This is a genomic window from Paractinoplanes abujensis, assembly GCF_014204895.1.
GTDB classification, from domain to species: Bacteria; Actinomycetota; Actinomycetes; order Mycobacteriales; family Micromonosporaceae; genus Actinoplanes; species Actinoplanes abujensis.
Genome location: NZ_JACHMF010000001.1, coordinates 5,266,694 through 5,292,103, shown reverse-complemented (window position 1 = coordinate 5,292,103; position 25,410 = coordinate 5,266,694). Strand labels below are relative to the sequence as shown.

The 25,410-nt window shown below is 70.8% G+C and carries 32 protein-coding genes and 1 riboswitch; of the genes, 14 read left to right on the top strand and 18 right to left on the bottom strand.

The features are described from left to right. Positions 1-5: 5 nt before the first annotated feature. Positions 6-1,439: an ABC transporter ATP-binding protein gene (locus BKA14_RS24025; protein ID WP_184953134.1), complete on the bottom strand. Its 1,434-nt coding sequence runs from the start codon at positions 1,437-1,439 to the stop codon at positions 6-8. A gap of 17 nt (positions 1,440-1,456) precedes the next feature. Further along, on the bottom strand, positions 1,457-2,032 hold the full coding sequence (locus tag BKA14_RS24020) for an ECF transporter S component (RefSeq protein WP_184953133.1): 576 nt from the start codon (positions 2,030-2,032) through the stop codon (positions 1,457-1,459). A gap of 71 nt (positions 2,033-2,103) precedes the next feature. Continuing rightward, a riboswitch (TPP riboswitch) is annotated at positions 2,104-2,205 on the bottom strand. A 61-nt stretch (positions 2,206-2,266) separates the two neighbouring features. Here BKA14_RS24020 and BKA14_RS24015 point away from each other — a divergent pair. Together BKA14_RS24015 and BKA14_RS24010 are read left to right on the top strand one after the other, a co-directional pair. Further along, on the top strand, positions 2,267-3,088 hold the full coding sequence (locus tag BKA14_RS24015; RefSeq protein WP_184953132.1) for an alpha/beta fold hydrolase: 822 nt from the start codon (positions 2,267-2,269) through the stop codon (positions 3,086-3,088). Between the two features lie 31 nt (positions 3,089-3,119). Beyond that, entirely contained in the window at positions 3,120-3,671 is a 552-nt protein-coding gene (locus BKA14_RS24010; protein ID WP_184953131.1) for a DUF6328 family protein, read from the top strand. On the opposite strand, the gene BKA14_RS24005 is transcribed toward BKA14_RS24010, so the two are convergent. The 7 genes from BKA14_RS24005 to BKA14_RS23975 are packed head-to-tail and all read right to left on the bottom strand — an operon-like array spanning position 3,637 to position 7,848. Beyond that, positions 3,637-4,245, bottom strand: coding sequence for a hypothetical protein (locus BKA14_RS24005; protein ID WP_184953130.1), 609 nt, complete (start codon positions 4,243-4,245; stop codon positions 3,637-3,639). The two genes, BKA14_RS24010 and BKA14_RS24005, sit on opposite strands and share 35 nt — an antisense overlap. Positions 4,246-4,261: 16 nt before the next feature. Beyond that, entirely contained in the window at positions 4,262-4,669 is a 408-nt protein-coding gene (locus BKA14_RS24000; RefSeq protein ID WP_184953129.1) for a Fur family transcriptional regulator, read from the bottom strand. Then, the gene (locus BKA14_RS23995; RefSeq protein WP_133872604.1) at positions 4,666-4,968 is read right to left on the bottom strand and encodes an ArsR/SmtB family transcription factor; all 303 of its coding nucleotides are present in this window, start codon (positions 4,966-4,968) and stop codon (positions 4,666-4,668) included. Before BKA14_RS23995 ends, BKA14_RS24000 begins: the two co-directional genes overlap by 4 nt. Next, a complete protein-coding gene (locus BKA14_RS23990) occupies positions 4,965-5,843 on the bottom strand; it encodes a metal ABC transporter permease (protein WP_184953128.1) in 879 nt (292 codons plus the stop codon). Before BKA14_RS23990 ends, BKA14_RS23995 begins: the two co-directional genes overlap by 4 nt. 1 nt (position 5,844) lies before the next feature. Further along, positions 5,845-6,624, bottom strand: a complete 780-nt coding sequence (locus BKA14_RS23985; RefSeq protein ID WP_184953127.1) for a metal ABC transporter ATP-binding protein — start codon at positions 6,622-6,624, stop codon at positions 5,845-5,847. Further along, positions 6,621-7,544 (bottom strand): metal ABC transporter substrate-binding protein, encoded by a 924-nt coding sequence (locus BKA14_RS23980; protein WP_184953126.1) that lies wholly within the window; start codon positions 7,542-7,544, stop codon positions 6,621-6,623. The genes BKA14_RS23985 and BKA14_RS23980 overlap by 4 nt, the downstream gene beginning before the upstream one ends. 49 nt (positions 7,545-7,593) lie before the next feature. Continuing rightward, positions 7,594-7,848 carry a DUF6703 family protein gene (locus tag BKA14_RS23975; protein WP_184953125.1) on the bottom strand — a complete coding sequence of 85 codons (255 nt, stop codon included), beginning with the start codon at positions 7,846-7,848 and terminating at the stop codon, positions 7,594-7,596. Positions 7,849-7,882: 34 nt separating this feature from the next. On the opposite strand from BKA14_RS23975, the gene BKA14_RS23970 reads away from it, so the two are divergent. From BKA14_RS23970 to BKA14_RS23960, 3 genes are all read left to right on the top strand, one after another. After that, positions 7,883-8,224: an antibiotic biosynthesis monooxygenase family protein gene (locus BKA14_RS23970; RefSeq protein ID WP_184953124.1), complete on the top strand. Its 342-nt coding sequence runs from the start codon at positions 7,883-7,885 to the stop codon at positions 8,222-8,224. Between the two features lie 17 nt (positions 8,225-8,241). After that, positions 8,242-8,736 carry a hypothetical protein gene (locus BKA14_RS23965; protein ID WP_184953123.1) on the top strand — a complete coding sequence of 165 codons (495 nt, stop codon included), beginning with the start codon at positions 8,242-8,244 and terminating at the stop codon, positions 8,734-8,736. A gap of 79 nt (positions 8,737-8,815) precedes the next feature. After that, positions 8,816-10,195, top strand: a complete 1,380-nt coding sequence (locus BKA14_RS23960) for a glycine--tRNA ligase (RefSeq protein ID WP_184953122.1) — start codon at positions 8,816-8,818, stop codon at positions 10,193-10,195. Positions 10,196-10,201: 6 nt separating this feature from the next. Here the strand turns inward: BKA14_RS23960 and BKA14_RS23955 are convergent, their stop codons facing one another. Both BKA14_RS23955 and BKA14_RS23950 read right to left on the bottom strand, forming a co-directional pair. Further along, positions 10,202-10,684 carry an XdhC family protein gene (locus BKA14_RS23955; protein ID WP_184953121.1) on the bottom strand — a complete coding sequence of 161 codons (483 nt, stop codon included), beginning with the start codon at positions 10,682-10,684 and terminating at the stop codon, positions 10,202-10,204. 23 nt (positions 10,685-10,707) lie between these two features. Beyond that, positions 10,708-11,181 (bottom strand): hypothetical protein, encoded by a 474-nt coding sequence (locus BKA14_RS23950; RefSeq protein ID WP_184953120.1) that lies wholly within the window; start codon positions 11,179-11,181, stop codon positions 10,708-10,710. Positions 11,182-11,237: 56 nt separating this feature from the next. On the opposite strand from BKA14_RS23950, the gene dusB reads away from it, so the two are divergent. Beyond that, the gene (gene dusB, locus BKA14_RS23945) at positions 11,238-12,356 is read left to right on the top strand and encodes a tRNA dihydrouridine synthase DusB (protein WP_184956923.1); all 1,119 of its coding nucleotides are present in this window, start codon (positions 11,238-11,240) and stop codon (positions 12,354-12,356) included. Here the strand turns inward: dusB and BKA14_RS23940 are convergent. From BKA14_RS23940 to BKA14_RS23910, 7 genes are all read right to left on the bottom strand, one after another. Next, complete coding sequence (locus BKA14_RS23940; protein ID WP_184953119.1) at positions 12,353-13,447, bottom strand: MFS transporter; 1,095 nt, start codon at positions 13,445-13,447, stop codon at positions 12,353-12,355. The genes dusB and BKA14_RS23940 overlap by 4 nt on opposite strands. A gap of 57 nt (positions 13,448-13,504) precedes the next feature. After that, complete coding sequence (locus BKA14_RS23935) at positions 13,505-14,578, bottom strand: DUF2786 domain-containing protein (protein WP_184953118.1); 1,074 nt, start codon at positions 14,576-14,578, stop codon at positions 13,505-13,507. Between the two features lie 69 nt (positions 14,579-14,647). After that, positions 14,648-15,019 carry a hypothetical protein gene (locus BKA14_RS23930; RefSeq protein ID WP_127504994.1) on the bottom strand — a complete coding sequence of 124 codons (372 nt, stop codon included), beginning with the start codon at positions 15,017-15,019 and terminating at the stop codon, positions 14,648-14,650. Between the two features lie 67 nt (positions 15,020-15,086). Then, positions 15,087-15,572, bottom strand: coding sequence for a roadblock/LC7 domain-containing protein (locus tag BKA14_RS23925; RefSeq protein ID WP_184953117.1), 486 nt, complete (start codon positions 15,570-15,572; stop codon positions 15,087-15,089). Positions 15,573-15,607: 35 nt separating this feature from the next. Next, complete coding sequence (locus BKA14_RS23920; protein WP_311776113.1) at positions 15,608-16,624, bottom strand: DUF4388 domain-containing protein; 1,017 nt, start codon at positions 16,622-16,624, stop codon at positions 15,608-15,610. A gap of 11 nt (positions 16,625-16,635) precedes the next feature. Beyond that, entirely contained in the window at positions 16,636-16,983 is a 348-nt protein-coding gene (locus tag BKA14_RS23915; RefSeq protein WP_221477305.1) for a hypothetical protein, read from the bottom strand. Between the two features lie 180 nt (positions 16,984-17,163). Further along, complete coding sequence (locus BKA14_RS23910) at positions 17,164-17,673, bottom strand: DUF4388 domain-containing protein (protein ID WP_184953114.1); 510 nt, start codon at positions 17,671-17,673, stop codon at positions 17,164-17,166. Positions 17,674-17,791: 118 nt separating this feature from the next. Between BKA14_RS23910 and BKA14_RS23905 the strand changes: the two genes are divergently transcribed. From BKA14_RS23905 to BKA14_RS23870, 8 genes are all read left to right on the top strand, one after another. After that, positions 17,792-18,148, top strand: a complete 357-nt coding sequence (locus BKA14_RS23905; RefSeq protein WP_184953113.1) for a VOC family protein — start codon at positions 17,792-17,794, stop codon at positions 18,146-18,148. Positions 18,149-18,175: 27 nt separating this feature from the next. After that, positions 18,176-19,390 (top strand): deoxyguanosinetriphosphate triphosphohydrolase, encoded by a 1,215-nt coding sequence (locus tag BKA14_RS23900; RefSeq protein WP_184953112.1) that lies wholly within the window; start codon positions 18,176-18,178, stop codon positions 19,388-19,390. An 11-nt stretch (positions 19,391-19,401) separates the two neighbouring features. Continuing rightward, entirely contained in the window at positions 19,402-21,261 is a 1,860-nt protein-coding gene (dnaG, locus tag BKA14_RS23895) for a DNA primase (protein WP_184953111.1), read from the top strand. Then, a complete protein-coding gene (locus tag BKA14_RS23890) occupies positions 21,258-21,797 on the top strand; it encodes a hypothetical protein (RefSeq protein ID WP_184953110.1) in 540 nt (179 codons plus the stop codon). The genes dnaG and BKA14_RS23890 overlap by 4 nt, the downstream gene beginning before the upstream one ends. A gap of 61 nt (positions 21,798-21,858) precedes the next feature. Next, positions 21,859-22,701, top strand: a complete 843-nt coding sequence (locus BKA14_RS23885) for a MerR family transcriptional regulator (protein ID WP_184953109.1) — start codon at positions 21,859-21,861, stop codon at positions 22,699-22,701. Between the two features lie 75 nt (positions 22,702-22,776). Beyond that, positions 22,777-23,700 (top strand): ABC transporter ATP-binding protein, encoded by a 924-nt coding sequence (locus BKA14_RS23880; RefSeq protein WP_184953108.1) that lies wholly within the window; start codon positions 22,777-22,779, stop codon positions 23,698-23,700. Next, complete coding sequence (locus BKA14_RS23875; RefSeq protein ID WP_184953107.1) at positions 23,700-24,458, top strand: ABC transporter permease; 759 nt, start codon at positions 23,700-23,702, stop codon at positions 24,456-24,458. The genes BKA14_RS23880 and BKA14_RS23875 overlap by 1 nt, the downstream gene beginning before the upstream one ends. A gap of 2 nt (positions 24,459-24,460) precedes the next feature. Next, positions 24,461-25,270, top strand: a complete 810-nt coding sequence (locus BKA14_RS23870; RefSeq protein ID WP_184953106.1) for an ABC transporter permease — start codon at positions 24,461-24,463, stop codon at positions 25,268-25,270. Positions 25,271-25,410 lie beyond the last annotated feature (140 nt).

Below are 25,410 nucleotides of genomic sequence, written 5' to 3'. Positions count from 1 at the left end.
GAGGGTCATGGCCGGGGCCGCCGGCGTTGGGGGAGGGGGTCGCGCAAGCGGGCCTCGCCCAGGGGGAAGGTGCGGTCGGCCACGGTTTGCACGAAGTCGTCGTCGTGGGTCACGGCCAGGATGCCGTGGCCGTCGTCGCGCAATGTGGCCAGCAGCGTCACCAGTTCGATCCACGTTTTGCGGTCCTGGCCGAACGTCGGTTCGTCGAGCACCAGCAGCCGGGGCGCGGTGGCCAGCGCCGTGGCCACGCTCAAGCGGCGGGCCTCGCCACCGGAGAGGGTGTACGGGTTGGCTCCGGCCAGTTTGGTCAGGCGCAACCGGTCGAGCAGGTCGGTCACCACCGTCGTGACCGCCGCGGCCGGGCGGCCCAGCCGGCGTGGGCCCACCGCCAGTTCGTCGGCGACCCGGGATGTCACGAACTGGTGTTCCGGGTTTTGGAAGACCGACCCGATCCGCCCGGTCAGTGTGGCCGCCCGCCATTTGTGTGGCGGGCGCCGGTCGCCGAATCCGCTGATCCGCCCGGACGTCGGCGCCAGCAGACCGCCCAGCAGCAGCGCCAGCGTCGACTTGCCCGCTCCGTTGGGCCCGGTCACCGCCAGCACCTCGCCGGTGCCCACCCCGAGCGTCACCGGCGCGAGCCGGTGCGCCAGCGCAAGATTTTCCCCCCGTACGAGGTCGGGGGTGGCCGCCGTGGCCGACTTGAGTGGCGGAATCGTGAAACCCGGAACCCACACGCCTTCGTCGGCGAGCCGGTCGCCGTAGGCCGCGAACACCACTTCGGGCGCGCCGTCGGCCCGGATCCCGCCGCCCGGTTCCAGCACCACCACCCGGTCGACCAGCGGTAACGCCTCGGCCACCCGATGCTCGACCAGCACCGTGGTGGTGTCGCGCAAGGAGCCGAGCGATTCCCGTACGAGGGCCGCGCCGGCCGGGTCGAGGTTGGCCGTCGGCTCGTCGAGGAGCAGCAGCCCCGGCCGCAGGGCCAGCACGCCGGCCAGCGCCAGCCGTTGGGCCTCGCCGCCGGAGAGTGCGCTGGTCGAGCGGGTGATCGGGTAGGGGAAGCCGACCCGGTCGAGCGCGTCGCTGACCCGCGGCCAGATCTGCGCGGCCGGCACGCCGCGATTTTCCAGCCCGAACGCCACGTCGTCGCCGCTGCGGGCCATCACGAGCTGGGTTTGCGGGTCCTGGAAGACGATGCCGGACTTCTCCCGGGCTTTGCGCGGGTCGAGGCCGTCGATCTCGATTGTGCCCTCGGCCTCACCCGAGTCCTCCGGGAGCAGGCCGGACAGCGCCGCGAGCAGGGTGCTCTTGCCCGCCCCGGAGGGACCGAGCAGGAGCACCCGTTCGCCGTGGGTGATCGTCAGGTCGACCTCGCGGACGGCCCAGGCCCGGCGACCAGCGTGCCGCCAGCCGAAACCGCGGAGGACGACCTCACTCATAACTGAATGACACCAAATCAGACGAGCGCGCGCGAACGGCCCGCCGGGAACCGGTCCAGGACGCCGGTCTGGGCCAGCGCCCGGGTCAGCAGCACACTGCCGAGCCCCGCGATGACCAGCGCCGACGCCGCGGTCAGGAGCACGTACGGGATCCGGAAAGAACCCCACGCCGTGTCCGGGTACCAGACGAAGACGTCGTAGACCGCGGCCACGATGCCGGCCGCCGCCCCGGCCAGCAGGGCGACCGGCAGGCGGTACACCTTGTAGGCGAAGAGGGCGAATACCAGCTCGGCGCCGAGGGCTTCGAGCGGGCCCTGCACGGCGATGGTCCAGCCCCAGCTCGTGCCGATCGCCACCGAGACCAGGGCGGCCAGCGACAGCGTGTAGAAGGCGGCGCCGGGTTTGCGCACGATCAGCGCGCCCAGCACGGCCGGCACCAGCCACACCCCGTAGAGCAGGGCGCGGCCGGGCAGGGGGATGGCATCGGCGGGGCCGTTGTAGAGCAGGCCCCAGGCCCAGAAGATGACGCCGAAGGCCACGGCGACGATCGAGGCTATGACGATGTCGATCGTCCGCCAACGGTTGGTGTTCATGTGAGAACCTCCCAGTGGGTACCGGGAGGAGACGCACGCCGTCGCCGGGCGTGAACCCGGACACGGCGCGGCTGGAGAAAGACCGAACTTCCTGCGCTGGCATTACCCAGATCAGGTGCGAGGGTCTGCGGTTGCCCGCACTCTCAGCGCTGTGCGCTCCCCTGTCGGAAAAACCTGTGTGTTTCGATGAACTTAACACCGGCGGCGGTCCAGGGACAGCGAGGGAGTGATCACATGGAGATCAAGGCGCGGGGCCTGACCTTCGACGTCTACGAGGGTGGCCCGGCCGGCGGCGAGCCGGTGCTCCTGCTGCACGGTTTCCCGCAGGATCATCGCGAGTTCGATCTGCTCGCGCCGCGGCTGCATGCCAAAGGCTTACGGACGTACGCCGTGGATCAGCGCGGCACCTCGCCCGGCGCGCGCCCGGCCGACGTCGGGGCTTACCGCATGTCCGAGCCGACGGCCGACGCGGTGGCCGTGCTGGACGCCCTCGGCATCGAGTCCGCGCACGTCATCGGGCACGACTGGGGCGCGGTCGTGGGCTGGTGGCTGGCCGCGGGCTACCCGGAGCGGGTGCGCACGCTGACCGCGGTGTCGGTGCCGCACCCCAAGGCGCTGGGCCTGGCTTTGCGCGTACGGGCGTCGCAGCGGGCGCGGATGGCGTACTTCAAAGTCTTCCAGTCCCAGGTGGCCGAGCGGTTCCTGCTGGCACGTGACGGCGCTGTGCTGCGCGCGATGTTCCGGCCGATCGGGGGCGGGGGCGACAAGTACGTGGAGTCGATGCAGACCGATCCGGGCCGGCTCACCGGCGGCCTGAACTGGTATCGCGCGACGACCGGAAGCTCGCCCGACACCCCCGGCATCATCCGGGTCCCCACCACGTACGTCTGGAGCGACAAGGACGGAGTGGTCTCACTCACCGCCGCCCTGCGCACCCGGGACTGGGTGGAGGCGGACTATCAGATGGTCGCACTGCGCGGGGTCAGCCACTGGGTGCCCGAGCAAGCCTCCGCCGCGCTGGCCGACGCCGCCCTCGCCCGGATAGGCGTAGTTTGATTTCCGTTGATTCAGGGGAAACCGCAGCGTCATGTCGGGTGAGAAGGCACGGCTCGGGCACGAGACCGAGAAGCAGCGGTGGGACCGGAATTTCGCTGACCTGTTGCAGGAACTGCGGGTCGTTCAGACCGGCATCCAGATCCTGTTCGCGTTCCTGCTGACCCTGCCTTTCAGCAGCGGTTTCCCGCGGGTCACGCAGTTCCAGAAGGACACGTACGTGGTGGCGCTGCTCGCCGCCGCGGCCTCGACCGCGATGATCATCGGGCCGGTCGCGTTCCACCGGGCGCTGTTCCGTCAGGGCCGCAAGCCCGAACTGGTGCGTTACGCCCATCGGTTGCTCAGCGGCGGCCTCGCGTTCCTGCTCGTGTCGATGGTCTCCTGCGTGCTGCTGGTGCTCGACTTCATCCTGACCCGGTGGATCGCGTTCGTCTTCGCGGGCATCGCGGCCGTCTTCTTCCTGACGTTCTGGGCGGCCTTCCCGTTCTTCCGCCGCAACTGGATCGACGAGGACGCCGAGGAGGAGGACGAGCAGGTCAGCGGCGAGGACGTCACCCCCGGCGAGACCGCAGGCCGAGCCGTTTGAGTTCGAGCTCGGCCAGCGCGTCGACCGCCGAGGCGTCACCGTTGCGCCAGCTCTGCGCGATGTCGGGGCCCAGCTTGGCCAGGCGGTTCAAGGGCTGGGAGGCCAGCGCGCGCAGGGCCAGCAGGTCGCGTCCGGCGGGCTGATCCCGTACGGCGGAAGCCACCGCGGCCCTGCGCATCCACCGCAGCCGCAGCGGGAGCCACCCGAAGAGCACGAGCGCCAGCGGAACGGCCACCGCCACGAGCGCCACGACGATCGCCATCGTGTCGACGACGTCCTGCTGCTGACGGCCCGCCTCGGCCAAGGAGCGGGCGGCTTCGGCGGCGCCGGTGAACGGCTTGACCAGCTGGTCGCCCACGAGCGGGACGTCACCGACCTTGTTGCCGGCGTCGGTCAGGTTGTCGGCGATGCCACCGCCCGCGCTCTCCAGCTTGGCGCCCGGCACGCCCAGCTTCTCGACCATGTCGTTGACCCACAGAGCCGCGCGGACCCAGAGATAGACCCACAGAACCACGACGATGTCGGTGAGGAGCTGACGTACGGCGGTGGGCAGCCGGTCGGCGTAAGGCTTCACCGGCACAGAATCCCACTCAGTGCTTGGCCGCGCAGTCCGGGCAGGTGCCGAAGATCTCCATGGTGTGCGAGACGTCGACGTACCCGTGCCGGCTGGCCACCTTGTCGGCCCACGACTCGACCGCCGGGCCCTCGACCTCGACTGCCCGGCCGCACTCGCGGCACACCAGGTGGTGGTGGTGACCCTGGCTGCAGCGGCGGTAGAGGTGCTCGCCGCCGGGCGGGCGCATCACGTCGATCTCGCCCGCGTCGGCCAGCCCCTGCAGGGTGCGGTAGACAGTGGTCAGGCCGACCCGCTCACCCCGTTCCCGCAGCCGGGCGTGCAGCTCCTGCGCGCTGTAGAAACCCTCGGCCTCCGACAGCACGGCGCTCACCGCGGAGCGCTGCTTGGTGTTGCGCTGCGCGACGTTCTGCTCGGTACTCACGACCTGACCTCCCTCGCGTGGCTGACCGCGTCGGCGACGATGTGCGCCACGTGATCGTCCACCAGCGAGTATGCGATCTCCCGGCCCCGGCGTGCACCCCGGACCACCCCGGCGCCGCGCAGCACCCTCAGGTGCTGGGAGACCAGTGGCTGCGGTGCGCCTAGCTTCTCGACCAACTCGTGGACGCAGCGCTCGCCCACCCCCAACTCTGCCACGATCGCCACGCGGATCGGTGCCGACAGGGCGCGCAGCAGCTCACCGGCCGACTCGTACGCCTCGTAACCGCTCGTCGTCGTCATCGGACCGGTGCCTCCTGCAGAACGACGTCGGGCGGTTCCACCTCGCGTGGCGGGTGGGCGCGCCGCCGGGCCATCCGCAGGCCGGCCGCCCCGACGGTGATGGCGACGAACAGGGCCAGCGCCAGGATCACGGTGGTGGCGCCGGGCGGGGTGTCGGCCTCGGCCGAGACGATCACGCCGACCCCGGCCGCGACCAGGCCGATCGCCATCGCCGCGGCCATGGTGGTGCGGAAACCGCGGGTCACCTGCTGCGCCGCGGCCACCGGGATCACCATCAGGGCGGAGACGAGCAGGAGACCGACCGTACGCATGGCGATCGTCACCGTGACGGCCGTGGTCACCGCCATCAGCAGGTTGAGCGCGCGCACCGGCAGGCCGCTGACCCGCGCGTACTCCTCGTCGTTGCAGACCGCGAACAGGGCGGGCCGGAACACCAGCATCGCCACCAGCACGGCCGCCCCGAGCCCGGCGATCACCACGATGTCCTGCGGCGATGTGGTGATCAGCGAGCCGAACAGGTATTGCACCAGGCTGTTGTTGTTGGCGTTGTCGGAGAGCGCGACCAGCACCACGCCGCCCGCGATGCCGCCGTAGAACAGCAGCGCCAGCGCGAGGTCGCCCGACGTGCGGCCGCGTTCGCGGATCAGTTCGACCCCGACCGCGCCGATCGCCGCGACGATCACCGCGCTGATCACGGGGGACTGGTTGAACAGCAGGCCGACACCCACACCGGTCAGCGCCACGTGACCGATGCCGTCGCCGATCAGCGAGAGCCGCCGCTGCACCAGGTAGATGCCGAGCGCGGGTGCGGCCAGGCCGATGATCAGCGCGCCCAGCAGGGCCCGGATCATGAAGTCGTACTGGAAAAGGTCCATGTTAATTCGCCGCGATCCGGTCGGCGGGGGCCACGCAGATGCCGGCTGCGGGCGGCACGGCGTGCGGGTGCACGTGGTCGTGGTCGGGCTCGGCGTGGTGACCGGCCGGCTCGGGCGGCGCGCCCTCGTGCGCGATGCGGCCCTCGTGCACCACGACGGCCCGGTCGATGAGCGGCCGCAGCGGGCCGAGTTCGTGCGCGACCAGCACGATCGTGCCGCCGGCACCGGCGAACCGGCCCAGCGCCGCCGCGAACGCCTCCTGGCTGGCCGCGTCGACCCCGGCCGTCGGCTCGTCCAGCACCAGCAGGTCGGGCTTACCGGCCAGCGCGCGGGCGATCAGCGTGCGCTGCTGCTGGCCGCCGGAGAGGGTGGTGACCGGGTCGTTGATGCGGTCGATCAGGCCCACGGCGGTCAACGCCTCGCGCACCGCGGCGCGGTCGGCGGCGCCGGACGGGCGGAAGATGCCGCGCCGCGCCAGCCGCCCCGAGGCGACCACCTCGCCCACCGTGGCGGGCACGCCGCTGCCCGCGCCGAGCCGCTGCGGCACGTAGCCGACGCGGGCCCAGTCCCGGAACTTGCGCTGCGCGGTGCCGAACAGCTCGATCTCGCCGTGACCCAGCGGGACCAGCCCGAGGATGCTGCGGATGAGCGTGGACTTGCCGGAGCCGTTGGCCCCCAGGATCGCCACGACCTCGCCGGCCGCCACGGTCAGCGAGATGTCGTGCAGGATCTCGCGGCCCTCGTAGCCGACCGCGGCGTGACGCACCGATACGACGCTCATTGCTTGCACCCCAGACCGGTTTCCAGCGCGGCCAGGTTCTGCCGCATCACGGTGAAGTAGTCGCCCGCGGAGTCGACGAGCCCCTCGAGCGGATCGAGCACCGCGGTCTTCGCGCCGACCTCGCGGGCGATGGTCTCGGCCACCGCCGGGCTGACCAGGGTCTCGAAGTAGATGGTGGTGGTGCCGGTCTCGCGGGCCTCCCGGGCCACGGCGGCCAGGCGCTGCGGCGAGGGCTCGGCCTCGGGCGAGATGCCGGTGATGCCGACCTGGTGCAGGTCGTAACGGGCGGCCAGGTAGGCGAAGGCGGTGTGGCTGGTGACCAGCTCGCGGCGGTCGCAGGTCTTCAGGCCGTCGGCGAACTCGGTGTTCAGCGCGGTGAGCTCGGTGCTGAGGGCTTGGGCGCGCTCGGTGTAACCGGCGGCGTGGGCGGGATCGAGCTGCCCGAGGCGCTCGGCCAGCTTCTCGCCGATCGTGACCAGCCGTACGGGGTCGAGCCAGACGTGCGGGTCCTCGCCACCTTCGGCCTCCTCGTGCTCGTGGCCGTGATCGTCCGCACCGCCCGCGGGCAGCAGCGGCACCACCGAGGCGGCGTCGAAGCCTTTGTCCTTGGCCTCCAGGTCGATGGCCTCGTCGACGGCGGGCTGGAAACCCTTGAGGTAGACGGCGAGGCCCGCGTCGGCCACGTCGCCGACCTGGCGCGGCGTCAGCTCGAGGTCGTGCGGTTCGGCGCCGGGCTTGGTGAGGTTGGTGACGCTGACCACGTCGCCTCCGATCCGCTCGCTCAGGAACTGCAGCGGATAGAACGCGGTGACGATCTCGAACTTCCCGTCCTCCGTCGTGCCCGCCGGCCCGGCCTGGTCACCGCACCCGGCCAGGGCGAGGGCAGACACGAGCAGAGCAGGCAGAAGACGGCGGCGCATACCATCCACTGTCGCTGAGAATGATAATGATTGTCAAAAGCGCATGTGTCTAGAGCGCCTTCGCGACCACCACGGCCAGCAACAGGCCCAGGATCAGCAGACGCAGGGCCCGGGTCGACGCCGACTGCACCGGCCAGGTCGTGAACGTGAGCGCGGCCAGACCCGCGGCCAGCACGAACAGCAGGGCGGCGCCGACGATGCCGGGCAGGAAGAGGCCGCCCAGCATCACCACCAGCGCGACCACGAAGGCCGCGGTCGGGCTGACCCGGGACAGGCGCCGGAGCAGGTTGCCGGAAGGTGTCACCTGGTCACTCCTCGTCGCTGCGTACCCTCGTCGCATGTTGGTGCTCAACCGCTTCCACGTGCAGCCGGACACGCAGGACGGCTTCCTCACCCGGGCCCGGGCCGCGCTGGCCGCCCTGGCCGAACGACCCGGTTACCTGTCCGGCCGGCTGACCCGCGCCCTCGAAGACCCGCAAGTGTGGACCCTGGTCACCGACTGGGAGTCCGTCGGAGCCTACCGGCGCGCCCTGGGAGCCTTCGACGTCAAGGTCCACGGCGCCCCGCTGCTGTCCGAGTCGATCGACGAACCGTCCGCGTTCGAGACCCTGGCCAGCGCCGAACCGGGCGGAGAGGTCGTGCTGGCCGAGAGCGACCGGGCCGCCGAACCCTGGCGCTGACGTCTACTGTTGGTGTCATGACGACGGCGCCTCATGTTCCGGTCCCGCCACAGGGCCCGGGAGTCCAGCCGCCGTTCCCGGCCCCGCCGGTCGAGGGCAAAGGCCGGCGCCTCGGCTGGGGGCTGGGCATCGGCGCGGGTGTGCTGGTGCTCGTCTGCGGTGGCGGGCTGGCCGCCCTGATCGGTCTCGGCACCTCCGTCACGGGGGCGCTCGACGAGCAGGCCCACGCCGCCGTCAACGACTACCTCGGCGCGCTGCGCGACGAGCGTTTCGACCAGGCGTACGGGCTGCTCTGCGATCAATCGCGGCGCGAGCAGACCGCCTCGGAGTTCCGCGCCCGGGCCGAGGCCGAGGAGCGGATCACCACCTGGCAGCTGGGCCGGTTCAACACGGTCGAGATGAGCGTGCCGGTCACCGCGACCCGGCAGAGCGGTCAGGTGGACCAGCTGGAGGCCTCGCTCGACCAGAACACGTCGACGGGCCAGTTCGAGGTGTGCGAAGTCGGGGAGTAATCTCGGCGTTTGTCCCGATCACGCCCCGTGATCACTACCTTCGAGGTCCCCGCCGACACCCAGCCGGCGTAGGAGGAACATGCCCGCCGACCGTATCGACTCCGTCGTCAGCCTGGCCAAGCGCCGTGGCTTCGTCTTCCCCTCCAGCGAGATCTACGGAGGGACCCGCTCGGCCTGGGACTACGGTCCGCTGGGCGTGGAGCTGAAGGAGAACGTCCGCCGCCAGTGGTGGCGTCAGATGGTCCAGCAGCGGGACGACATCGTCGGACTCGACTCCGCCGTCATCCTCTCCCGCGACGTGTGGGTCGCCTCCGGCCACGTCGAGGCGTTCACCGACCCGCTCACCGAGTGTCAGTCCTGCCACAAGCGGTTCCGGGCCGACCACCTCGAAGAGGCGTGGGAGGAGAAGCACGGCTCGCCGCCCGCCTCGCTGCAGGAGCTGAACTGCCCCAACTGCGGCAACAAGGGCACCTTCACCGAGCCGAAGAACTTCAACGGCCTGATGAAGACCTACCTCGGCCCCACCGAGAGCGCCGAGGGCCTGCACTACCTGCGCCCCGAGACCGCTCAGGGCATCTTCGTCAACTACAACAACGTGGCCACCGCGGCCCGCAAGAAGCCGCCGTTCGGCATCGCGCAGATCGGCAAGAGCTTCCGCAACGAGATCACCCCGGGCAACTTCATCTTCCGTACGCGGGAGTTCGAGCAGATGGAGATGGAGTTCTTCGTCGAGCCCGGCACCGACGAGAAGTGGCACGAGTACTGGCTGCAGGAGCGCTGGAACTGGTATCGCGACCTCGGCCTGTCCGAGAACAACCTGCGCTTCTACGAGCACCCGGCGGAGAAGCGCTCGTTCTACTCGACGCGCACGGTCGACATCGAATACCGGTTCCAGTTCGGCGGCAGCGAGTTCGCCGAGCTCGAAGGCATCGCCAACCGCACGAACTACGACCTGTCCACCCACTCGAAGCACTCCGGCGTCGACCTCTCCTACTTCGACCAGGAGAAGCAGGAGCGCTGGGTGCCGTACGTGATCGAGCCCGCGGCCGGTCTCACCCGCGCGGTGCTGGCCTTCCTGCTCGAGGCGTACGACGAGGACGAGGCCCCGAACACCAAGGGCGGCGTCGACAAGCGCACGGTCATGCGCTTCGACCCGCGGCTGGCCCCGGTCAAGGTGGCGGTGCTGCCGCTCTCCCGCAACCCCGACCTGTCGCCCAAGGCCAAGGGGTTGGCGGCCGACCTGCGCAAGCGCTGGATCGTCGAGTTCGACGACTCGCAGGCCATCGGCCGGCGCTACCGCCGCCAGGACGAGATCGGCACGCCGTTCTGCGTCACTGTCGACTTCGACACGCTGACCGACGACGCCGTGACCGTCCGCGACCGCGACACGATGAAGCAGGAACGGGTCGGGCTGTCCCAGATCGAGGACTACCTGATCAAGCGCCTGCCCGGCTGCTGACCTCGCTCAGAAGTCGAACCCGCCCGGCCGGTCGTTGCGGTCGGCGATGAGCCCGGCCAGGGTCGCCACCGCGATCTCGGCCGGGGTCCGGGCCCGAATGTTGAGCCCGATCGGCCGGTGCACCCGGGCGATCTGCTCGTCGGCCACACCCAGGGAGCGAAGGGCCGCCACGTGCGGCCCTTCCTTCTTGGGGTTGCCCATGATCCCGACATACCGCGTCTTCGCCGCGAGCGCCTGCTGCAACACGTCCCCGACCTCGGCCCGGTTGTGATCGGTGAGGACGACATCGGTGTGCTCGTCGAGGTGGGCCGCCGCCAGATCGTGCACGACCCGATCCCCGCGCGGCCGCGGCGTCCCCGCCAGCCGGGTCGCGTCCGGCTCCACCAGCACGGCCTGAAACCCCAGGTCAGGCGTCAGGCGCAGAATGGCCTCGGCCACCGGCGACTCGAACACCACAACCAGCCGCCGAGCCCCGTCCCCATCACCCATGCCCCGACTCTGCCAGATCGTCCCTAGCTTCCGCCGCCGCTGCTGGAGGCGGCGGCTGCGGCTGCCTCCGAGTCCCACTTGCTGATGACCACACCGAGGACGAAGAGTTGCAGGTGCGGGGGCAGGCCGGGGAGTTCGACCGCGATCGTGCCGCCCCACCAGCTGGTCTTACGGACACTGCCGACCCGGGTGTCGCCCAGGACGAGTTCTTCCTCACTGGCCCAGAGGGACTTGCGGCGGAAGTCGTAGGTCTGCCCGCCGGCCGAGACGCTCCAGCGTTTACGGCCCACGCGTTCGGCGGTGGCGACGATCGTGTCCGAGTCGTCGGTCATCGTGTATTTGCTGCCCCAGCCGTTCGACCGGACCCGGTAGCGGCGCCCGTCGAGGGTGAACTCGCCGCCGCTCTTCCAGGTCGACTTGTCCCACGTGGCAATCTCCCGGCCACGATCGGTGACGACGTAGTTGCTTTTCCATGCACTGGACTTCCGGGCCTCCATGCGAACAGGGTACGAAGGGCGGGCCAACTACGCTGGGGGGCGTGACTGCACCGCTCATGCTCGGCGACCACGCCGTCAATCCGCCTGTTGTGCTGGCCCCGATGGCGGGCATCACCAACGTGGCTTTCCGGCGTCTGTGCCGTGAGCAGGGCGGGGGTGTCTACGTCTGCGAGATGATCACGACGCGGGCGCTGGTGGAGCGGATCCCCAAGACGCTCAAGATGGTCGCCTTCGCCGAGGACGAGGATTTTCGCAGCCTGCAGCTTTACGGGGTCGACCCGGACGTGACGGCGGCCGCCGTGCGGATGGTGGGCGAGGACGGGCTGGCCGATCACGTCGACCTCAACTTCGGGTGCCCGGTGCCCAAGGTCACCCGGCGTGGCGGAGGTTCGGCGTTGCCGTGGCGGCGCAAGTTGTTCGGGCGGATCGTCCGGCAGGCCGTCGAGGCGGCCAAGCCGTACGGGATCCCGCTCACGATCAAGATGCGCAAGGGCATCGACGAGGACCATCTGACGTACGTGGAAGCGGGTTTGATCGCCCAGGAGGCGGGCGTGGCCGCGGTGGCGCTGCACGCGCGCACGGCCGAACAGCGGTATTCGGGCAAGGCCGACTGGGACGCGATCGCCACGTTGAAGCAGGCGCTCGACGTGCCGGTGCTGGGCAACGGTGACATCTGGGAGGGCTCGGACGCGCTGCGCATGGTCGAGCACACCGGGGTCGACGGCGTGGTGGTGGGGCGCGGCTGTCTGGGCCGGCCGTGGCTTTTCGCCGACCTGGAGGCCGCGTTCACGCAGGGCGCCGACTACAAGCCGGTGCTGCCCGTGCTGGGTGAGGTCGCGAAGATCATGTCCCGGCACGCCGAACTGCTGGTGGACGCGCTGGGCGACGAGAAGCACGGGTGTGCCGACTTCCGCAAGCACGTGGCCTGGTATCTGAAGGGCTTCCCGATCGGGGGCGAGCTGCGGCGGCGGCTGGCGATGACCTCGTCGCTGGCCGAGCTGGACGACCTGCTGGGCAAGCTCGACCCGGGGGAGCCGTTTCCCGTGGGCGAGCTGGGCCAGCCGCGTGGGCGGGTGAACGCGCCGGGCAAGGTCTCCCTGCCGTACGGGTGGCTCGACAGCCGCGACGACGACAGTGTGCCCGAGGGTGCCGAGATGGAGAACAGCGGCGGCTAACGCCGGGCGATCACGGCGGTGAGCAGCAGCGGGATCGCGCAGAGGGCGAACAGCGGGCTCAGCGGCAGGTCGACGGCGAAAGCCGCGTAGAGCAGCACCGCGAAGACCTCACCGCCGAAGCCGGCCACCGAGAGCACGGTGCTGCGGGCGGGGCCGGTGATCGTGTCCTGCAGGCGGGTCTCGGCGCGGACGATCGCGTATTCGAGCAGACCGAACGCCACCGAGACGACGAGCATGCCGGTCAGGTGGGGGATGAGCGCGCCCGTGGCCACCGCCGCGGCGGCGACGGTCAGGGTGGCCGGCAACGGGAAGCTGCGGGCTGCCAGCGCGCTGCCGGCCGCCATGGCCAGGGCGGTCCCGGCGTAGAGCAGCGGCACCTGGGCGATCGAGGCGCCTTTGTCCTGCGCGAGCAGCGGCAGGTATTCGTCGAGCGCGGTGAAGCCGGGCACCAGGGCCGCCACGAGCACGGCCCGGGCCACGAGCCGCGATCCGGCCGCCTCCCGCACGCCGTTCCTGAGCATCGTCCAGTAACCGGCGTCGTCGTCCGAGGCGTCAGGAGGCCCGGAGCCGCGGGTAGTTTCCGGCAAGCGCAGCGACAGCGCCGCGCCCGCCAGTTTGACGGCGACGCTCAGCCCGCCGACCAGCGCGTAACCGCCGGCCTGCCAGGCGGGGGTGGCGATCAGCGTGGCGCCCAGCATGGCCAGGATCGCGATGGTGTTGCCGCGCCCGATGACCCGGGCGTAGCCGGAGGAACGGCCCGCGGCGGCCAGCTCGTCGTAGACCAGGGCCTCCGACGACCCCGACGACAGCGATCCGCCCAGCCCCCACAGCACGAAGCCCAGCGCGAACCCCGGATACGCCGGCCACAGGATCCACGTCAGGAAACCGGCCGCGGTGACCAGTTCGCCCAGCGCGTACAGCCGCTTGCGGGACCAGGCGTCGGCGAGCGCGCCCGACGGCACCTCGGCGGCGAACGCCACCACCGACCAGATCGCGAACAGCGACGACACCTGGGCAGTGGACAGACCGGTGTCGGCGAAGAGCAGCGCATACACCGGGTAGAGAGGCACGGCCTCGGAACAGGCCCGCACCGCGTAAAAGGTTCAGCGTCAACGTGGGGGAGACATGGTTTCAGTCTGCCCGGCGCGTCAACCCAATTCCGCTTCGTCGGCGGCGGCCCGGCCCGACTCCCACCCTTCGAGGCTGTCGATGCGGCTGCCGCGGGCTCGAACCGTACGGGGGAACGCTTTTTGCATGGCCTCGCGCACCTGGATGTCGCGGTTGCGCAGCACCGGCAGCAGGTCGGAATGTGACGCGAGTTCCTGCCGGGTCACCTGGACCAGCCGCTCGCCGATCCGGATCGCGTACGCCACCAGGAAGCTCCGCCGAAACGCCTTGATCCGCGCCTTGCCCTTGGCCGGCTCGTCGCGGGACATGGCCCGGTTGGCCTGCACCAGCAGCGACGTGTAGAGCAGCTCGACGCCGTCGATGTCCGCGTCGAAGCCGAACACCGTCGAGAAACCCAGCTCCGGCGACCACACCGTGTGGCAGTGGTTGGCCCGGGCCACCGCGTCGAGCAGGCTCGCCTTCTCGCTCTCGTACGGGTGGTCCACCCCGATCCGCCGCGCGAACGGCACCACATCGGCCCGATCGGCGCTGGTCAGGGCCTCCTCGATGCTGTGCCGGGCGATCAACTCCTGAGCCTTGGCCGAATACGCCTCCGCCTCGGCCGGGAAGTCAGTCGACTCCGCTTTGGCCAGGAGCGCCCGCACCCGCTCGAGCACCTTGTTGTCCGTTTTGTCAGTGGCGGCCGCGGTGCCGGGCGGCGGGATCAGCACCTCGATCACCGGCAGCCGCCGCAATTCGATGAGCAGCCCCAGCGACGAGTCGATCACACTGATCCGGTCGGGGCGGCGGCTCAGCCGGGGCAGCCGTGCCACCTGCTCCTGCCAGCGGGAGTCGACATCGGCAAAGCGTTTCCCGTACGCCGTGGCGCCGTCGGCGACCAGCGCGGCCTTCACCGGATCCCCCAGCCGGGCGATCACCCGGTGCAGCTCGGCCGGCTGCCACCCGCCCTTGAAGAGTCGCTCGAACGCGTCGCGCAGGCTGCCCCCGAGCGCCGCGTCGACCTCGGCCGCGGGCGCCACGGTCAGCGCGTCCAGACCGGCCTCATATCCGATCGCGCCGCCGGCCACATCCCGCACGATCTCCTGCACTGACACAGAAAAACAGTAGAGCGCGCACAGGGAGGGCCGGACGCGGCCCTCCCTGTGCGCAGGAGACGACGGAACTCAGACGTCCATGTCGTTCTCGATGCGCTTGAGCTGGTGGCGGGCCATGGCCAGGTTCGACCGGTCGCGGCGCAGGGCCACGTAGAGGAACAGGCCCTTGCCGGCCCGGCTCGTCAGTGGGCGGATCAGGTGATACTGCGAGTCGAGGGTGATCAGGATGTCCTCGATCTTCTCGGTGATGTTGAGCATCTCCATCGCCCGCAGCTTGGCCCGCACGACGTCGGTGTTGCCGGCCGCGGCGACCGTCAGGTCGAGGTCCTTGCCGCCGCCGACGGTGCCGAGGGCCATGCCGCTCGTGTGGTCGACCAGCGCGACGCCGACGGCGCCGTCGATCTCCATGATCTCTTTGAGTGCGGTGTCCATGTCAGCCATGGAATTGTCCTCCAGTGCGGTGGGATGGCGGTCCGCTGTCGATGGCGGACCGTTCGAAACAAGCGGGCTAGCCCGCGGCCTGCCGACGGCGGGCATTGGTCGACAGGGTGGCCATCGGTGTGCGCCGGGCCAGAGGGCTCGGCGGTCCCGCCTGCTGCGGGATCTCCGGGCGGGGGCGTGGGTTGTCCAGCCTCATGAGCCGTACGAGCCGGCGTACGCAGCGGCGTGCCTCGAGGTGCACCATGGCCAGGTTCGCGTCGCCCGACGTGACCAGGGTGAGCAGGGCGTTGGGGCCCGCCGTGTACGAGGTGATGTAGCCGCGGTCGCACTCCACCACCGATTCGCGCAGGTCGCCGTGGCTGACGGCGTGTGCGAAACGGCGGGCCAGCGCCAGGTGGGCCGCGGCCAGCGCGGCGATGCTGTCCGGCTCGATGTCGTGCGCGTCGTGCGCGACCACCAGCCCGTCGGTGGTGGCCAGCACGCTGCCGGAGAGTTCGTGCAACCGGCCTCGCAGGCGGTCGAGTTCCTCGAGCACCGCCGGATCCACCGTCATCCTCGGTCTCTCCTTCTCCCTCGGGGGTGCGCGGGTCACCGCAAGGCCCTCAATGCGGTGCGGATGCGCTTGAGCAGGACTTCATCGGTGCCCTGATGCACCGGCGGGGGCTCGCCGGCGACCTCCTTGGGCAGCTTGGCCCCGGGTTTGCGGCGGGCCAGGCGGGGCGGCGGGCGGTAGAGCGCCTGGGTGGCCGAGGTGTCGTCGGGCACCGAGTGGCGCGGCGGTTCCGGCACGGGCGCGGGCACGGCGGCCCGCGCCACCGGGGCGGCCTCGACCGGGGTGGGCCCCATCACCGGTCGCTGCGCGTCCACGGCCGGGCCGCGGGCCCGGGGCAGCCGGACGAGCTCCGGCCCGGGCGCCGGGATCTCGGGCAGCTCGATCAGCCCCATCGCGGTCATCCGCCGCAACTCCTGCACGCAGGCGAACCCGGCCTTGCCCAGCAGGAGCGCCAGATCGGCCGGTGTCCGCTGCCCGTCCGCGTGCACGAGCAGCTCCCACTGCAGGGCGGTGAGCGTGATCCGCTCGCGCGGCGGCCGGGTCGCCGGGGCGATCGCCGTCGTGTCGACCCGGGCGTCGGGGAAGATCTCGTCGAGGATCCGCACCCGCCGTGCCACCTCGTCGTTGACCGCCTCCGGGTCGACGTGCACCACCGGGCCGAGCCAGTGCGTCGCCCCGGGCAGGAAATCGGCCGGGGCCGAGGCGCGGGAGAGCGCGAAGTACGCCGCGTCGTAGATCGCGCCCAGCACGCACATCTCCAGCTCGCCCCGGGTCAGGTGGCCCTGGTCGACCAGCAGCCGGCCCACCCGGGCGGTGGACGTGCCCAGGTCGAGCGCGTTCTGCCAGGTGCGCCCGGCCAGGCGGCCCGACGCCGTGAGCAGCTCGCCGACGCCGGGGGCGGCCGGCGACTCGGCGTAGATGACGCGGCCCTCGAGGACGTAGACCGCGCCGCCCGGGTGGCCGCCGACCACCAGCACGCCGGTCTGCCGCTCGCCGGCCACCTGCGTGAGCAGGCGCCCCGGCGAGAGGGTCCTCGAGGCTGTCAAAATCACTCCCATCCCCGTCAGGTCGCGACGAGCTCGTCGGCGAGTTTCTGCATGCGGCGGCGGGCCACCGCGAGGTTGCCCTGCACCCGGTCGAGCCAGACGTAGAGCACCAGCCGGCTGTCGAAGTCGGTGTGCACCATCCGCAGCAGGTGATAGCCGGCGGCCGTCGTGATGATCAGGTCTTCGAGCAGGTCGTGCGGCAGCGCCGAGACGAACAGCGACCGGCTGGTGGCCGCCTGCACCACGTCGGCTGTCCCGGCCGCCGCGGCCTGGTGATCGGAATTGGGTGCGGCTCCCGTCATGGCGACCGGGAAGCCGGTGGTGTAGTCGACGAGACTGGCGCCGACCGCGCCAGGTATCGCCATGGCCTCCTGTAGACAGTGATCGACGCCGGGCACTTCTTCTCCTCAGCGCTGTGCTGCTCCCGCCGGGCCGTGCATCGTTGCCGCGGTCACCGGCGAGCCTCCGGTCGGTGCCGGCGCCGACCCGCGGGTACACGTGGCCTCGCCGTCACCGTGGGCCATCCTCTGACCACACCGCGAGAGCTAGTCGCACCCCATGTGCGTCATGGTCGGCGGCTTCCGCGACCACGGCTGTGGGCAGGCATTTCGTCCTCCACCGGCGCGAAATCGGCGGGCCGGCTCCAAGCCGGCCACCGGGCCCAGCCAGTGGCGCTCGCCCGGCACGAAACGCACCCGCGCCTCGGCCGACCGCAGCAATTCGTGGGTCGCGTCCGCGATCGCCGCCGCCAGTCGCAGCGCCAGCTCGTTCTGCCCGATCAGCCCGTCCCGCAGCAGCAGGCGCCCGACCCGGTGCGCGCCTCGGCCCTCGGCCAGGGCCCGGCGCCACACCGCGGCCGGGATGCGGCCCGACGCGACGAGGCGATCGCCGATGCCGGGGCAGGCGGGCGTTTCCGCGTACGCGATGCGGCCGCTCACGAGATACAGCACACCGCCGGGGTGCCCGTCGATGTGCAGCGCGCCGGTGCGCGCGGACTCGCCCAACTCCGTCAGCAGGCGCCGCAGACCAGCGGTGGCCGGTGAACCTGGAATCACGAAGTCATCCTCAGCGGCATCGAGGACTGTCGCCGGACCGTCAGTGCGCTGTTTCCGACGGGGTTCAATGGAGCCAGGCGCGTAACATGATCGCCACTTTTCGATGAAGGAGAGATGGATGCCGAGCCAATGGGAGCAGATCGTCGTCGACGCGGAGGATCCCGCACGGCTCGCGCGCTGGTGGGCCGAGGCGCTCGGCTACGTGATCGTGCACGAGCAGCCCGACGAGGTGGAGATCCGCCGCAGCGCCGACCAGCTGCCGGGCCTGCTCTTCGGCCGCGACGCCGAGGTCAAGAAGGTCAAGAACCGGCTGCACATCGACCTGCGCCCGGACGACCAGGAGGCCGAGGTGGAGCGCCTGCTCGACATGGGCGCCCGGCACGCCGACATCGGCCAGGGCGACGGCGTGCCGTGGGTCGTGCTGGCCGACCCCGAGGGCAACGAATTCTGTGTCCTGTCATCCAAGCGTGGATAGGGGCCGTCGCCGCTTAGGGTGATCCTCATGACGGCGTTCGACGCCCAGCGGTGGATTACCGAACCGGCCAAGGACAGCGGATACGGACGAACGCCCTACCAGCGCGACCGCGCCCGGGTGCTGCACTCGGCCGGGTTCCGCCGGCTCGCCGCCAAGACCCAGGTGCACACCGCGGGCTCCGACGACTTCCTGCGTACGCGTCTGACCCACTCGCTCGAGGTGGCGCAGATCTCCCGGGAGATGGGCGAGCGGCTCGGCTGCGACCCCGACGTGGTGGACGTGGCCGGCCTCGCCCACGACCTGGGCCACCCGCCGTTCGGGCACAACGGCGAGGCGGCGCTGCACGTCGTGGCCGAGCCGTGCGGCGGCTTCGAGGGCAACGCCCAGACGCTGCGGGTGCTGACCCGGCTCGAGGCCAAGGTGCCCGGGGCCGGGCTCAACCTGACCCGGGCCTCGCTCGACGCGAGCTGCAAATATCCCTGGGCGCGGCAGCCGGGGCGGCGCAAGTTCGGGTTGTACGCCGACGACCGCCCGGTGTTCGACTGGATCCGCGGGGCCGAGCAGGGCGAACGGCGCTGCCTGGAGGCGCAGGTCATGGACTGGGCCGACGACGTGGCCTACTCCGTGCACGACGTCGAGGACGGCGTGCACGGCGGCTACCTGGCGCTGCGGCCCCTGCTGGAAGATCCCGACGAGCGCGCCGCCCTCTGCGCCGACGTGGCCGGGGTCTACTCCGACGAACCGGTCGGCGAGCTCGCGGCCGCCCTCGATCAACTGCTGGCCGACCCGGTGGTGACCGAGGTCGCGGGCTACGACGGCAGCTACCGCGCGCAGGTCGGCCTCAAACGGATGACCAGTGTGCTGACCGGCCGTTTCGTGGCCTCGGCAGTGGGCGCGACGCAGAGCCGGTTCGGCACCGACCCCGTACGGCGGTACGCCGCCGACCTGATCGTGCCGCGAACGGTGCGTAACCAGTGCGCGCTGCTCAAGGGTATGGCGTTGCGCTACGTGATGCGTCCGAGGGCGGCCGAGGAGTGGCACGAGCGGCAGCGCGTCATCCTGGTCGAGCTGGTGGAGGCGCTCATGCGTACGCCGGAAGCTCTTGATCCGATCTTTGGCCCGCTTTACGCGGCAGCGCAGAGTGATGCCGAGGCGCTGCGGGTGGTGATCGACCAGGTGGCGTCGCTCACCGACACGGCCGCCGTGAGCTGGCACGGGACCCTGGTGGCAGCGCGCGCCTGACACGAGGCAGGATGTATGCCGTGGCGGGCAGGGTCAAGGACGAAGACATCGCACTGGTCCGTGACCGCACGTCGATCGCCGACATCATCAGCGAGTCGGTGACGCTGCGGCCCGCGGGCGGCGGCAACCTCAAGGGCCTGTGCCCGTTCCACGACGAGAAGACTCCGTCGTTCACGGTGGCCCCGGCCCGCAACGTGTACTACTGCCACGGCTGCGGCCAGGGCGGCGACGCGATCAAGTTCCTGATGGACGCGGAACACCTGTCGTTCATGGAATCGATCGAGCGGCTCGCCGGGCGCGCCGGTATTCAGCTTCGATACGACGAGACGGGCGCCCCGAGCGGGCCCCGGCCGCAGACCGGGCAGCGGCAGCGGCTGCTGGCCGCGCACGCGGCGGCCGCCGACTTCTATCGCGACCAGCTCGGCACGCCGGGCGCCCGCAAAGCCCGGCAGTTCCTGGCCGAGCGGGGCTTCGGGCGCGACGCGGCCGAACGCTACGGCTGCGGGTTCGCCCCCGACTCGTGGGACGCGCTGGCCAAGCATCTGCGGCAGAAAGGCTTCACGGCCGACGAACTGAACACCGCGGGCCTGACCAAACCGGCCCGCTCGGGCTCGATGATCGACCGGTTCCGGCGGCGGCTGCTGTGGCCCATCCGCGACCTGTCGGGCGACGTGATCGGCTTCGGCGCGCGCAAGCTGTTCGACGACGACGACGGCCCCAAATACCTGAACACGCCGGAGACGCCGCTCTACAAGAAGTCGCACGTGCTCTACGGCATCGACCACGCCAAGCGCGAGATCGCCAAGCGCGGCCGGGCGGTCATCGTCGAGGGCTACACCGACGTGATGGCCTGTCACGAGGCGGGCGAGCCGACGGCGGTGGCCACCTGCGGCACGGCGTTCGGCATCGACCACATCGGGGTGCTGCGCCGCCTGCTGATGGACAGCGACAGCTTCACCGGCGAGATCATCTACACGTTCGACGGCGACGCGGCGGGCCAGAAGGCGGCGTTGCGCGCCTTCGAGGAGGACCAGCGTTTCGTCGGGCGCACGTTCATCGCGGTCAGCCCCGACAACATGGACCCGTGCGAGTTGCGGCTGGCCAAGGGCGACCTGGCCGTCCGCGACATGATCGCCGGACGCGAGCCGCTGGTCGACTTCGCCTTGCGGCAAACCCTGCGCAAGTTCGACCTCGACACGGTCGAGGGCCGGGTCGACGCGATGCGCCGCGCCGCCCCGCTCATCGCCAAGATCAAAGACCGGGAGAAGCGCCCCGAGTACGCCCGCAAGCTCGCCGGCGACCTCGGCATGGACCTGGAACCGGTGCAGCGGGCGGTGGCGTCGGCCATGCGCGGCACCGACGCGGCCGAAACGCGCCCCGCCCCGCAGGCCGCCGAGGCGCCGCAGCGGCTGGTCGAACGCGAATCGCTCAAACTCGCGCTGCAGGAACCGGTGCTGGCCGGCCCGATGTTCGACGTCGTCGGCGCCGAGAACTACGCCGACCCGGTCTACCAGTCGATCCGCGCCGCGATCGAGGCCGCCGGCGGCGCGTCGTCGGTCTCCGGCGGCGGCGTCGTCTGGATCGAGAAGGTGCGCGACAGCTGCACCGACCTCGGCGGGCAAGGCATGATCTCGCAGCTCGCGGTGGAGCCGCTGCGCGTCGACGGGGCCGTGGAGCCCTACTACGTGCAGATCACGCTGGCCCGGCTGCAGATGGGCGCGGTGACGACCCGCATCCGCGACCTCAAGTCCAAGGTGCAGCGGCTCAACCCGGTGGCCAACAAGGACGCCTACCTCGCCCTGGCCGGCGAGCTCTTCTCGCTCGAACAGCAGGCCCGGGCCCTGCGTGACCAGGCGGCAGGTGGACTGTGAACTTCCTTCGGCGCAAACCCGCCCTCCCGGCGGCCCTCAAACCGGCGCTCGCCCCCGAGGAACGGGTGCTGGCGTGGTCGCTGGTCACCGACGACCGCGCCGTGGTGGCCACCAACCACGGCCTCTGGCTGCCCGGCTCGGGCAGCACGTCGTCGCGGCTGGGCTGGCACGAGATCCACAAGGCGGCCTGGTCGGGCCGCGAGCTGCGGATCACCCCTGCCGAACAGGCCGAGGAACGCGACGGCTACACCGTGCTCGTGGACGGCCCGATCCAGACATTCCTGCTGCTCGAACCGGGCCAGCTGCCCGACCAGGTGCGCACCCGGGTGACCAAGTCGGTGGCCTACACCACGCACCACCCCCTGCCGTCGGGCTCGGGCGGAGTCAGGGTGGTCGGCCGGCGGGTGCCGGGGCAGAACGGGCTGAGCTGGGCTGTTCGCTACGACTCGGGCACACCGGTGACCCTCCCCGCCGTGATCGAGCTGACTGACGAACTGGTGGCCACCGCCCGAAGCACGATGGCCGCCCCAGACTAGGGCCGGCCGGCCGCGGCGTCCGGGTTGTCCACGGGGCTCACCCAAGGTCGGTGGCACTTGGATGCAGGTCAAGATCGGTGATGCCGCCGCGTTCGCTGGGACAACCCCACGCGCCGTCCGCCATTACCACGAGATCGGTCTGCTGCCCGAACCCGAGCGCGGTGGGGACGGCCGCCGCCGCTACGGCTATGACGACATGATCCGCCTGCTGTGGATCCGCAAGATGGCGGATGCCGGCATCAGCTTGGACGACATGCGGGTCGCCTTCGGTGAGGCCCGGGACGGAGCCCTGGATATCGAGTCGGTCCTGGGCCGGCTGGAGGAAACCCTGGCGGCGCAGGAGGCCGCCATCAAACGTCGGCGCGCGGCTGTCCAGCGCCTGCAAGCGATGGGCAGCCCGTTGGGGCTGCTCTCGGAACTGGTCACGGACCGGCTCAGCGACTTGCCCGCGGGCGCGTTGCGCCCCTCCGACCTGGACGCCCTGCTGGTCACCGAACGGATCTTCGGGCCGGTGGGCGCGGCCATCCAGGCCGGCACGTTCATCGTGCTGGCCACCCACCCCGGCCTGCGGGCCGAGGAGGACCGACTGGAGGCGGCCGAGGCTGCCCTCGACGACGGTGTCGAGCCCGGCGACCCGCGCGTCGAAGAGCTCGCCGGGCAACGATGCGCTCACCTGATGGCCCTGAATCGGGCCATCGAGGCAGCTGGTCTCGACGCGGACGACGAAAAGATCTTCGAGAGCTACGAAGCCGGCCTGACCGGGGCGGAAGGCGCACAGATGAGTGTCGCCACGGCGATCACCAAGATGCCTTACGACTTCTCGCCGGCTCGGATGCGCTGCGTGGAACTCGCCGGACGGCTCTTCGGCGCGGCCCTGGCCAACGCCTGCTCCTCGGACAACTGATCGTCTGGGCCTGACACGTCGCACCAGCGGGAAAAGCGGTCGTTTCTGTCGTACCCCCTCTCTAGGGTCGTCAGCGTGGACTCCCTGATACACGCGCGTGGCCTGATCAAGCGGTTCGGCGACTTCACCGCGGTCGACGGCATCGACGTCGACGTCCAGCGGGGTGAGGCGTTCGGTTTCCTCGGGCCCAACGGGGCGGGCAAGAGCTCCACGATGCGCATGATCGGGTGTGTCTCCCCGCCGACCGACGGCGTGCTGCAGATCCTCGGCATGGATCCGCGGCGTGACGGCCCCCGGATCCGGGGCCGGCTCGGCGTCTGCCCCCAGCTCGACAACCTCGACATCGAGCTGACCGTGCGGGAGAACCTGACGACGTATGCCCGCTTCTTCGGCATCCCGCGCAAGGAGGCCCGCCGCCGCGCCGACGAGCTGCTCGAGTTCGTGCAGCTGGCCGAGCGGGCCGACAGCAAGGTCGAGCCGCTGTCGGGCGGCATGAAGCGGCGGCTCACGATCGCCCGCGCGATGGTCAACCAGCCCGAGATGGTGCTGCTCGACGAGCCCACCACAGGTCTCGACCCACAGGCCCGCCACCTGGTGTGGGAACGGCTGTTCCGGCTCAAGCAGCAGGGCGTGACGCTGGTGCTGACCACGCATTACATGGACGAGGCGGAGCAGCTGTGCGACCGCTTGGTGGTGATGGACGGCGGCCGCATCGCCGCCGAGGGGTCGCCGCGGGCGCTGATCGAGCGATATTCCACGCGCGAGGTCGTCGAGCTGCGGTTCAACACCGAGGAGCAGACGGCGTACGCGGACAAGCTGGCCGGCATCGGGGAGCGGCTCGAGGTGCTGCCCGACCGCATCCTGCTCTACGTGCCCGACGGTGACGGCGCGGTCGACGAGGTAAACCGGCGTTCGCTCAGCCCGGCCAGTGTGCTCGTGCGCCGCAGCAGCCTGGAGGACGTGTTCCTGCACCTCACCGGCCGGACGTTGGTCGACTGATGACTGCCACGCTCTCCGTTCTCGAATATCACCTGGTCAACTATCGCCGCACCTGGCGTTCGAGCGCGCTGTCGACGCTGGTCATGCCGTTGCTGACGCTGCTCGGGTTCGGCGTCGGGGTCGGCGCCTACGTGCGGGGCGGCGTCGACGGGGTGCCCTACATCGACTGGATCGTGCCCGGTCTGATCGCGTCGACGGCCATGCAGGCGGCGTTCGGCGAGGCCACCTGGCCGGTGCTGAGCTATTTCGAGTGGCTCAAGGTCTATTTCGCGCAGGCCGCGGCGCCGCTGCGGGTGGCCGACATCATCGGCGGTCATCTCGCCTTCATGCTGTTCCGGGTGCTGCTCACCGCGGCCGCCTTCCTGGCCGTGGCGGCCGCCTTCGGCACGCTGCACTCCTGGTGGGCGCCGATGACCCTGGTGGTGTCGCTGCTCGTGGGCATGGCCTCGGCCGCGCCCACGATGGCCTACGCGGCCAGCATCACCAGCGACAGCTATCTGATCATCCTGATGCGGTTCGCGGTGCTGCCGATGTCGCTGTTCTCCGGGGTGTTCTTCCCGGTCGAGTCGCTGCCGGTGCTGCTGCGCTGGGTGGCGTACGTGTTTCCGTTGTGGCACGGCGTCGAGCTCTGCCGCGACGCGATGCTCGGCCTCGACCCCGGCGCCCTGGGCTTGCTGCACGTGGCGGTGCTGCTGGCCTGGTGTGCCGCCGGCTGGCTGCTGGCCCACGCCCGTTTCCGTCGCCGGCTGGTGGTGTGATCGTGGTGAGTCTGGTGATGCCGCGGCTGCTCTCCTTCGAGGGCACGGGGCGCCGCGCGGCCTCCGTGACCGAGCGCAACATCTCGACGTTGCGCTCGGCGTACTGGGTGGTCATGGTGTCCGGCTTCCTCGAGCCGGTGCTCTACCTGTTCTCGATCGGCGTCGGCGTGGGCGCGCTGATCGGCGACATCACGCTGCCCGGGGGCGAGGTGGTGGGCTACGCCGAGTTCGTGGCCCCGGCCATGCTCGCGGCGTCGGCCATGACGGGCGCGCTGGCCGAGACGACGTTCAACTTCTTCGGCAAGATGAAATTCGTCCGGCTGTACGAGGGCATTCTGGCCACCCCCGTGCGGCCCATCGAGATCGCGCTGGGCGAGCTGGCCTGGGCGATGGTCCGTGGCGTGATCTACTCGGCCGCGTTCGTGGTCATCATGACGCTGATGGGCCTCACCACGTGGTCGCGTGCGCTGGTCATGCTGCCCGCGACGCTGCTGGTGGGCCTGGCCTTCGGCGCGCTGGGCATGGCCGTCGCCACGATCATCCGCAGCTGGCAGGATTTCGACCTGATCGCGGCCGGCCAGTTCGCCCTGTTCCTGTTCTCGGGCACGTTCGTCCCGCCCACGGCCTACCCGGCCGTCGTGCGCTGGCTGATCGAGGCCACTCCGCTTTACCGTTCGGTCGATCTGATCCGGGCCCTGAGCACCGGCACGACGGGCTGGTTGCAACTGCTCGATGTGCTCTATCTGTGCGCGCTGATGGTGCTCGGCCTGACCGTCGCGGGCCGCCGGATGGAGAAGCAGCTTTGTAAATAGCGGTGCCCGGTCGGCGCAGATGGTGAACGGCGGCGTTCCCGTACGGGGAGAAGGTGGTTAGGGGCGCGTCGTGGCGGGCATCACGGGGGCAGGTCGTTGTCGCACGTCGCCGGGGTGCCGGGGCGCGACGGGAGCGGACC

Coding starts and splice junctions, on each gene's coding strand:
- BKA14_RS23965 (WP_184953123.1), top strand. CDS start 8,242: ATGACGACGGCGCCTCATGTTCCGGTCCCGCCACAGGGCCCGGGAGTC.
- BKA14_RS23885 (WP_184953109.1), top strand. CDS start 21,859: ATGCAGGTCAAGATCGGTGATGCCGCCGCGTTCGCTGGGACAACCCCA.
- BKA14_RS23900 (WP_184953112.1), top strand. CDS start 18,176: ATGACGGCGTTCGACGCCCAGCGGTGGATTACCGAACCGGCCAAGGAC.
- BKA14_RS24025 (WP_184953134.1), bottom strand. CDS start 1,439: ATGAGTGAGGTCGTCCTCCGCGGTTTCGGCTGGCGGCACGCTGGTCGC.
- BKA14_RS24015 (WP_184953132.1), top strand. CDS start 2,267: ATGGAGATCAAGGCGCGGGGCCTGACCTTCGACGTCTACGAGGGTGGC.
- dusB (WP_184956923.1), top strand. CDS start 11,238: ATGCTCGGCGACCACGCCGTCAATCCGCCTGTTGTGCTGGCCCCGATG.
- BKA14_RS24020 (WP_184953133.1), bottom strand. CDS start 2,032: ATGAACACCAACCGTTGGCGGACGATCGACATCGTCATAGCCTCGATC.
- BKA14_RS23925 (WP_184953117.1), bottom strand. CDS start 15,572: ATGACGGTGGATCCGGCGGTGCTCGAGGAACTCGACCGCCTGCGAGGC.
- BKA14_RS23980 (WP_184953126.1), bottom strand. CDS start 7,544: ATGCGCCGCCGTCTTCTGCCTGCTCTGCTCGTGTCTGCCCTCGCCCTG.
- BKA14_RS23915 (WP_221477305.1), bottom strand. CDS start 16,983: ATGGCGATACCTGGCGCGGTCGGCGCCAGTCTCGTCGACTACACCACC.
- BKA14_RS23970 (WP_184953124.1), top strand. CDS start 7,883: ATGTTGGTGCTCAACCGCTTCCACGTGCAGCCGGACACGCAGGACGGC.
- BKA14_RS23990 (WP_184953128.1), bottom strand. CDS start 5,843: ATGGACCTTTTCCAGTACGACTTCATGATCCGGGCCCTGCTGGGCGCG.
- BKA14_RS23930 (WP_127504994.1), bottom strand. CDS start 15,019: ATGGCTGACATGGACACCGCACTCAAAGAGATCATGGAGATCGACGGC.
- BKA14_RS24010 (WP_184953131.1), top strand. CDS start 3,120: ATGTCGGGTGAGAAGGCACGGCTCGGGCACGAGACCGAGAAGCAGCGG.
- BKA14_RS23950 (WP_184953120.1), bottom strand. CDS start 11,181: ATGGAGGCCCGGAAGTCCAGTGCATGGAAAAGCAACTACGTCGTCACC.
- BKA14_RS23955 (WP_184953121.1), bottom strand. CDS start 10,684: ATGGGTGATGGGGACGGGGCTCGGCGGCTGGTTGTGGTGTTCGAGTCG.
- BKA14_RS23960 (WP_184953122.1), top strand. CDS start 8,816: ATGCCCGCCGACCGTATCGACTCCGTCGTCAGCCTGGCCAAGCGCCGT.
- BKA14_RS23905 (WP_184953113.1), top strand. CDS start 17,792: ATGCCGAGCCAATGGGAGCAGATCGTCGTCGACGCGGAGGATCCCGCA.
- BKA14_RS23875 (WP_184953107.1), top strand. CDS start 23,700: ATGACTGCCACGCTCTCCGTTCTCGAATATCACCTGGTCAACTATCGC.
- dnaG (WP_184953111.1), top strand. CDS start 19,402: ATGTATGCCGTGGCGGGCAGGGTCAAGGACGAAGACATCGCACTGGTC.
- BKA14_RS23995 (WP_133872604.1), bottom strand. CDS start 4,968: ATGACGACGACGAGCGGTTACGAGGCGTACGAGTCGGCCGGTGAGCTG.
- BKA14_RS23985 (WP_184953127.1), bottom strand. CDS start 6,624: ATGAGCGTCGTATCGGTGCGTCACGCCGCGGTCGGCTACGAGGGCCGC.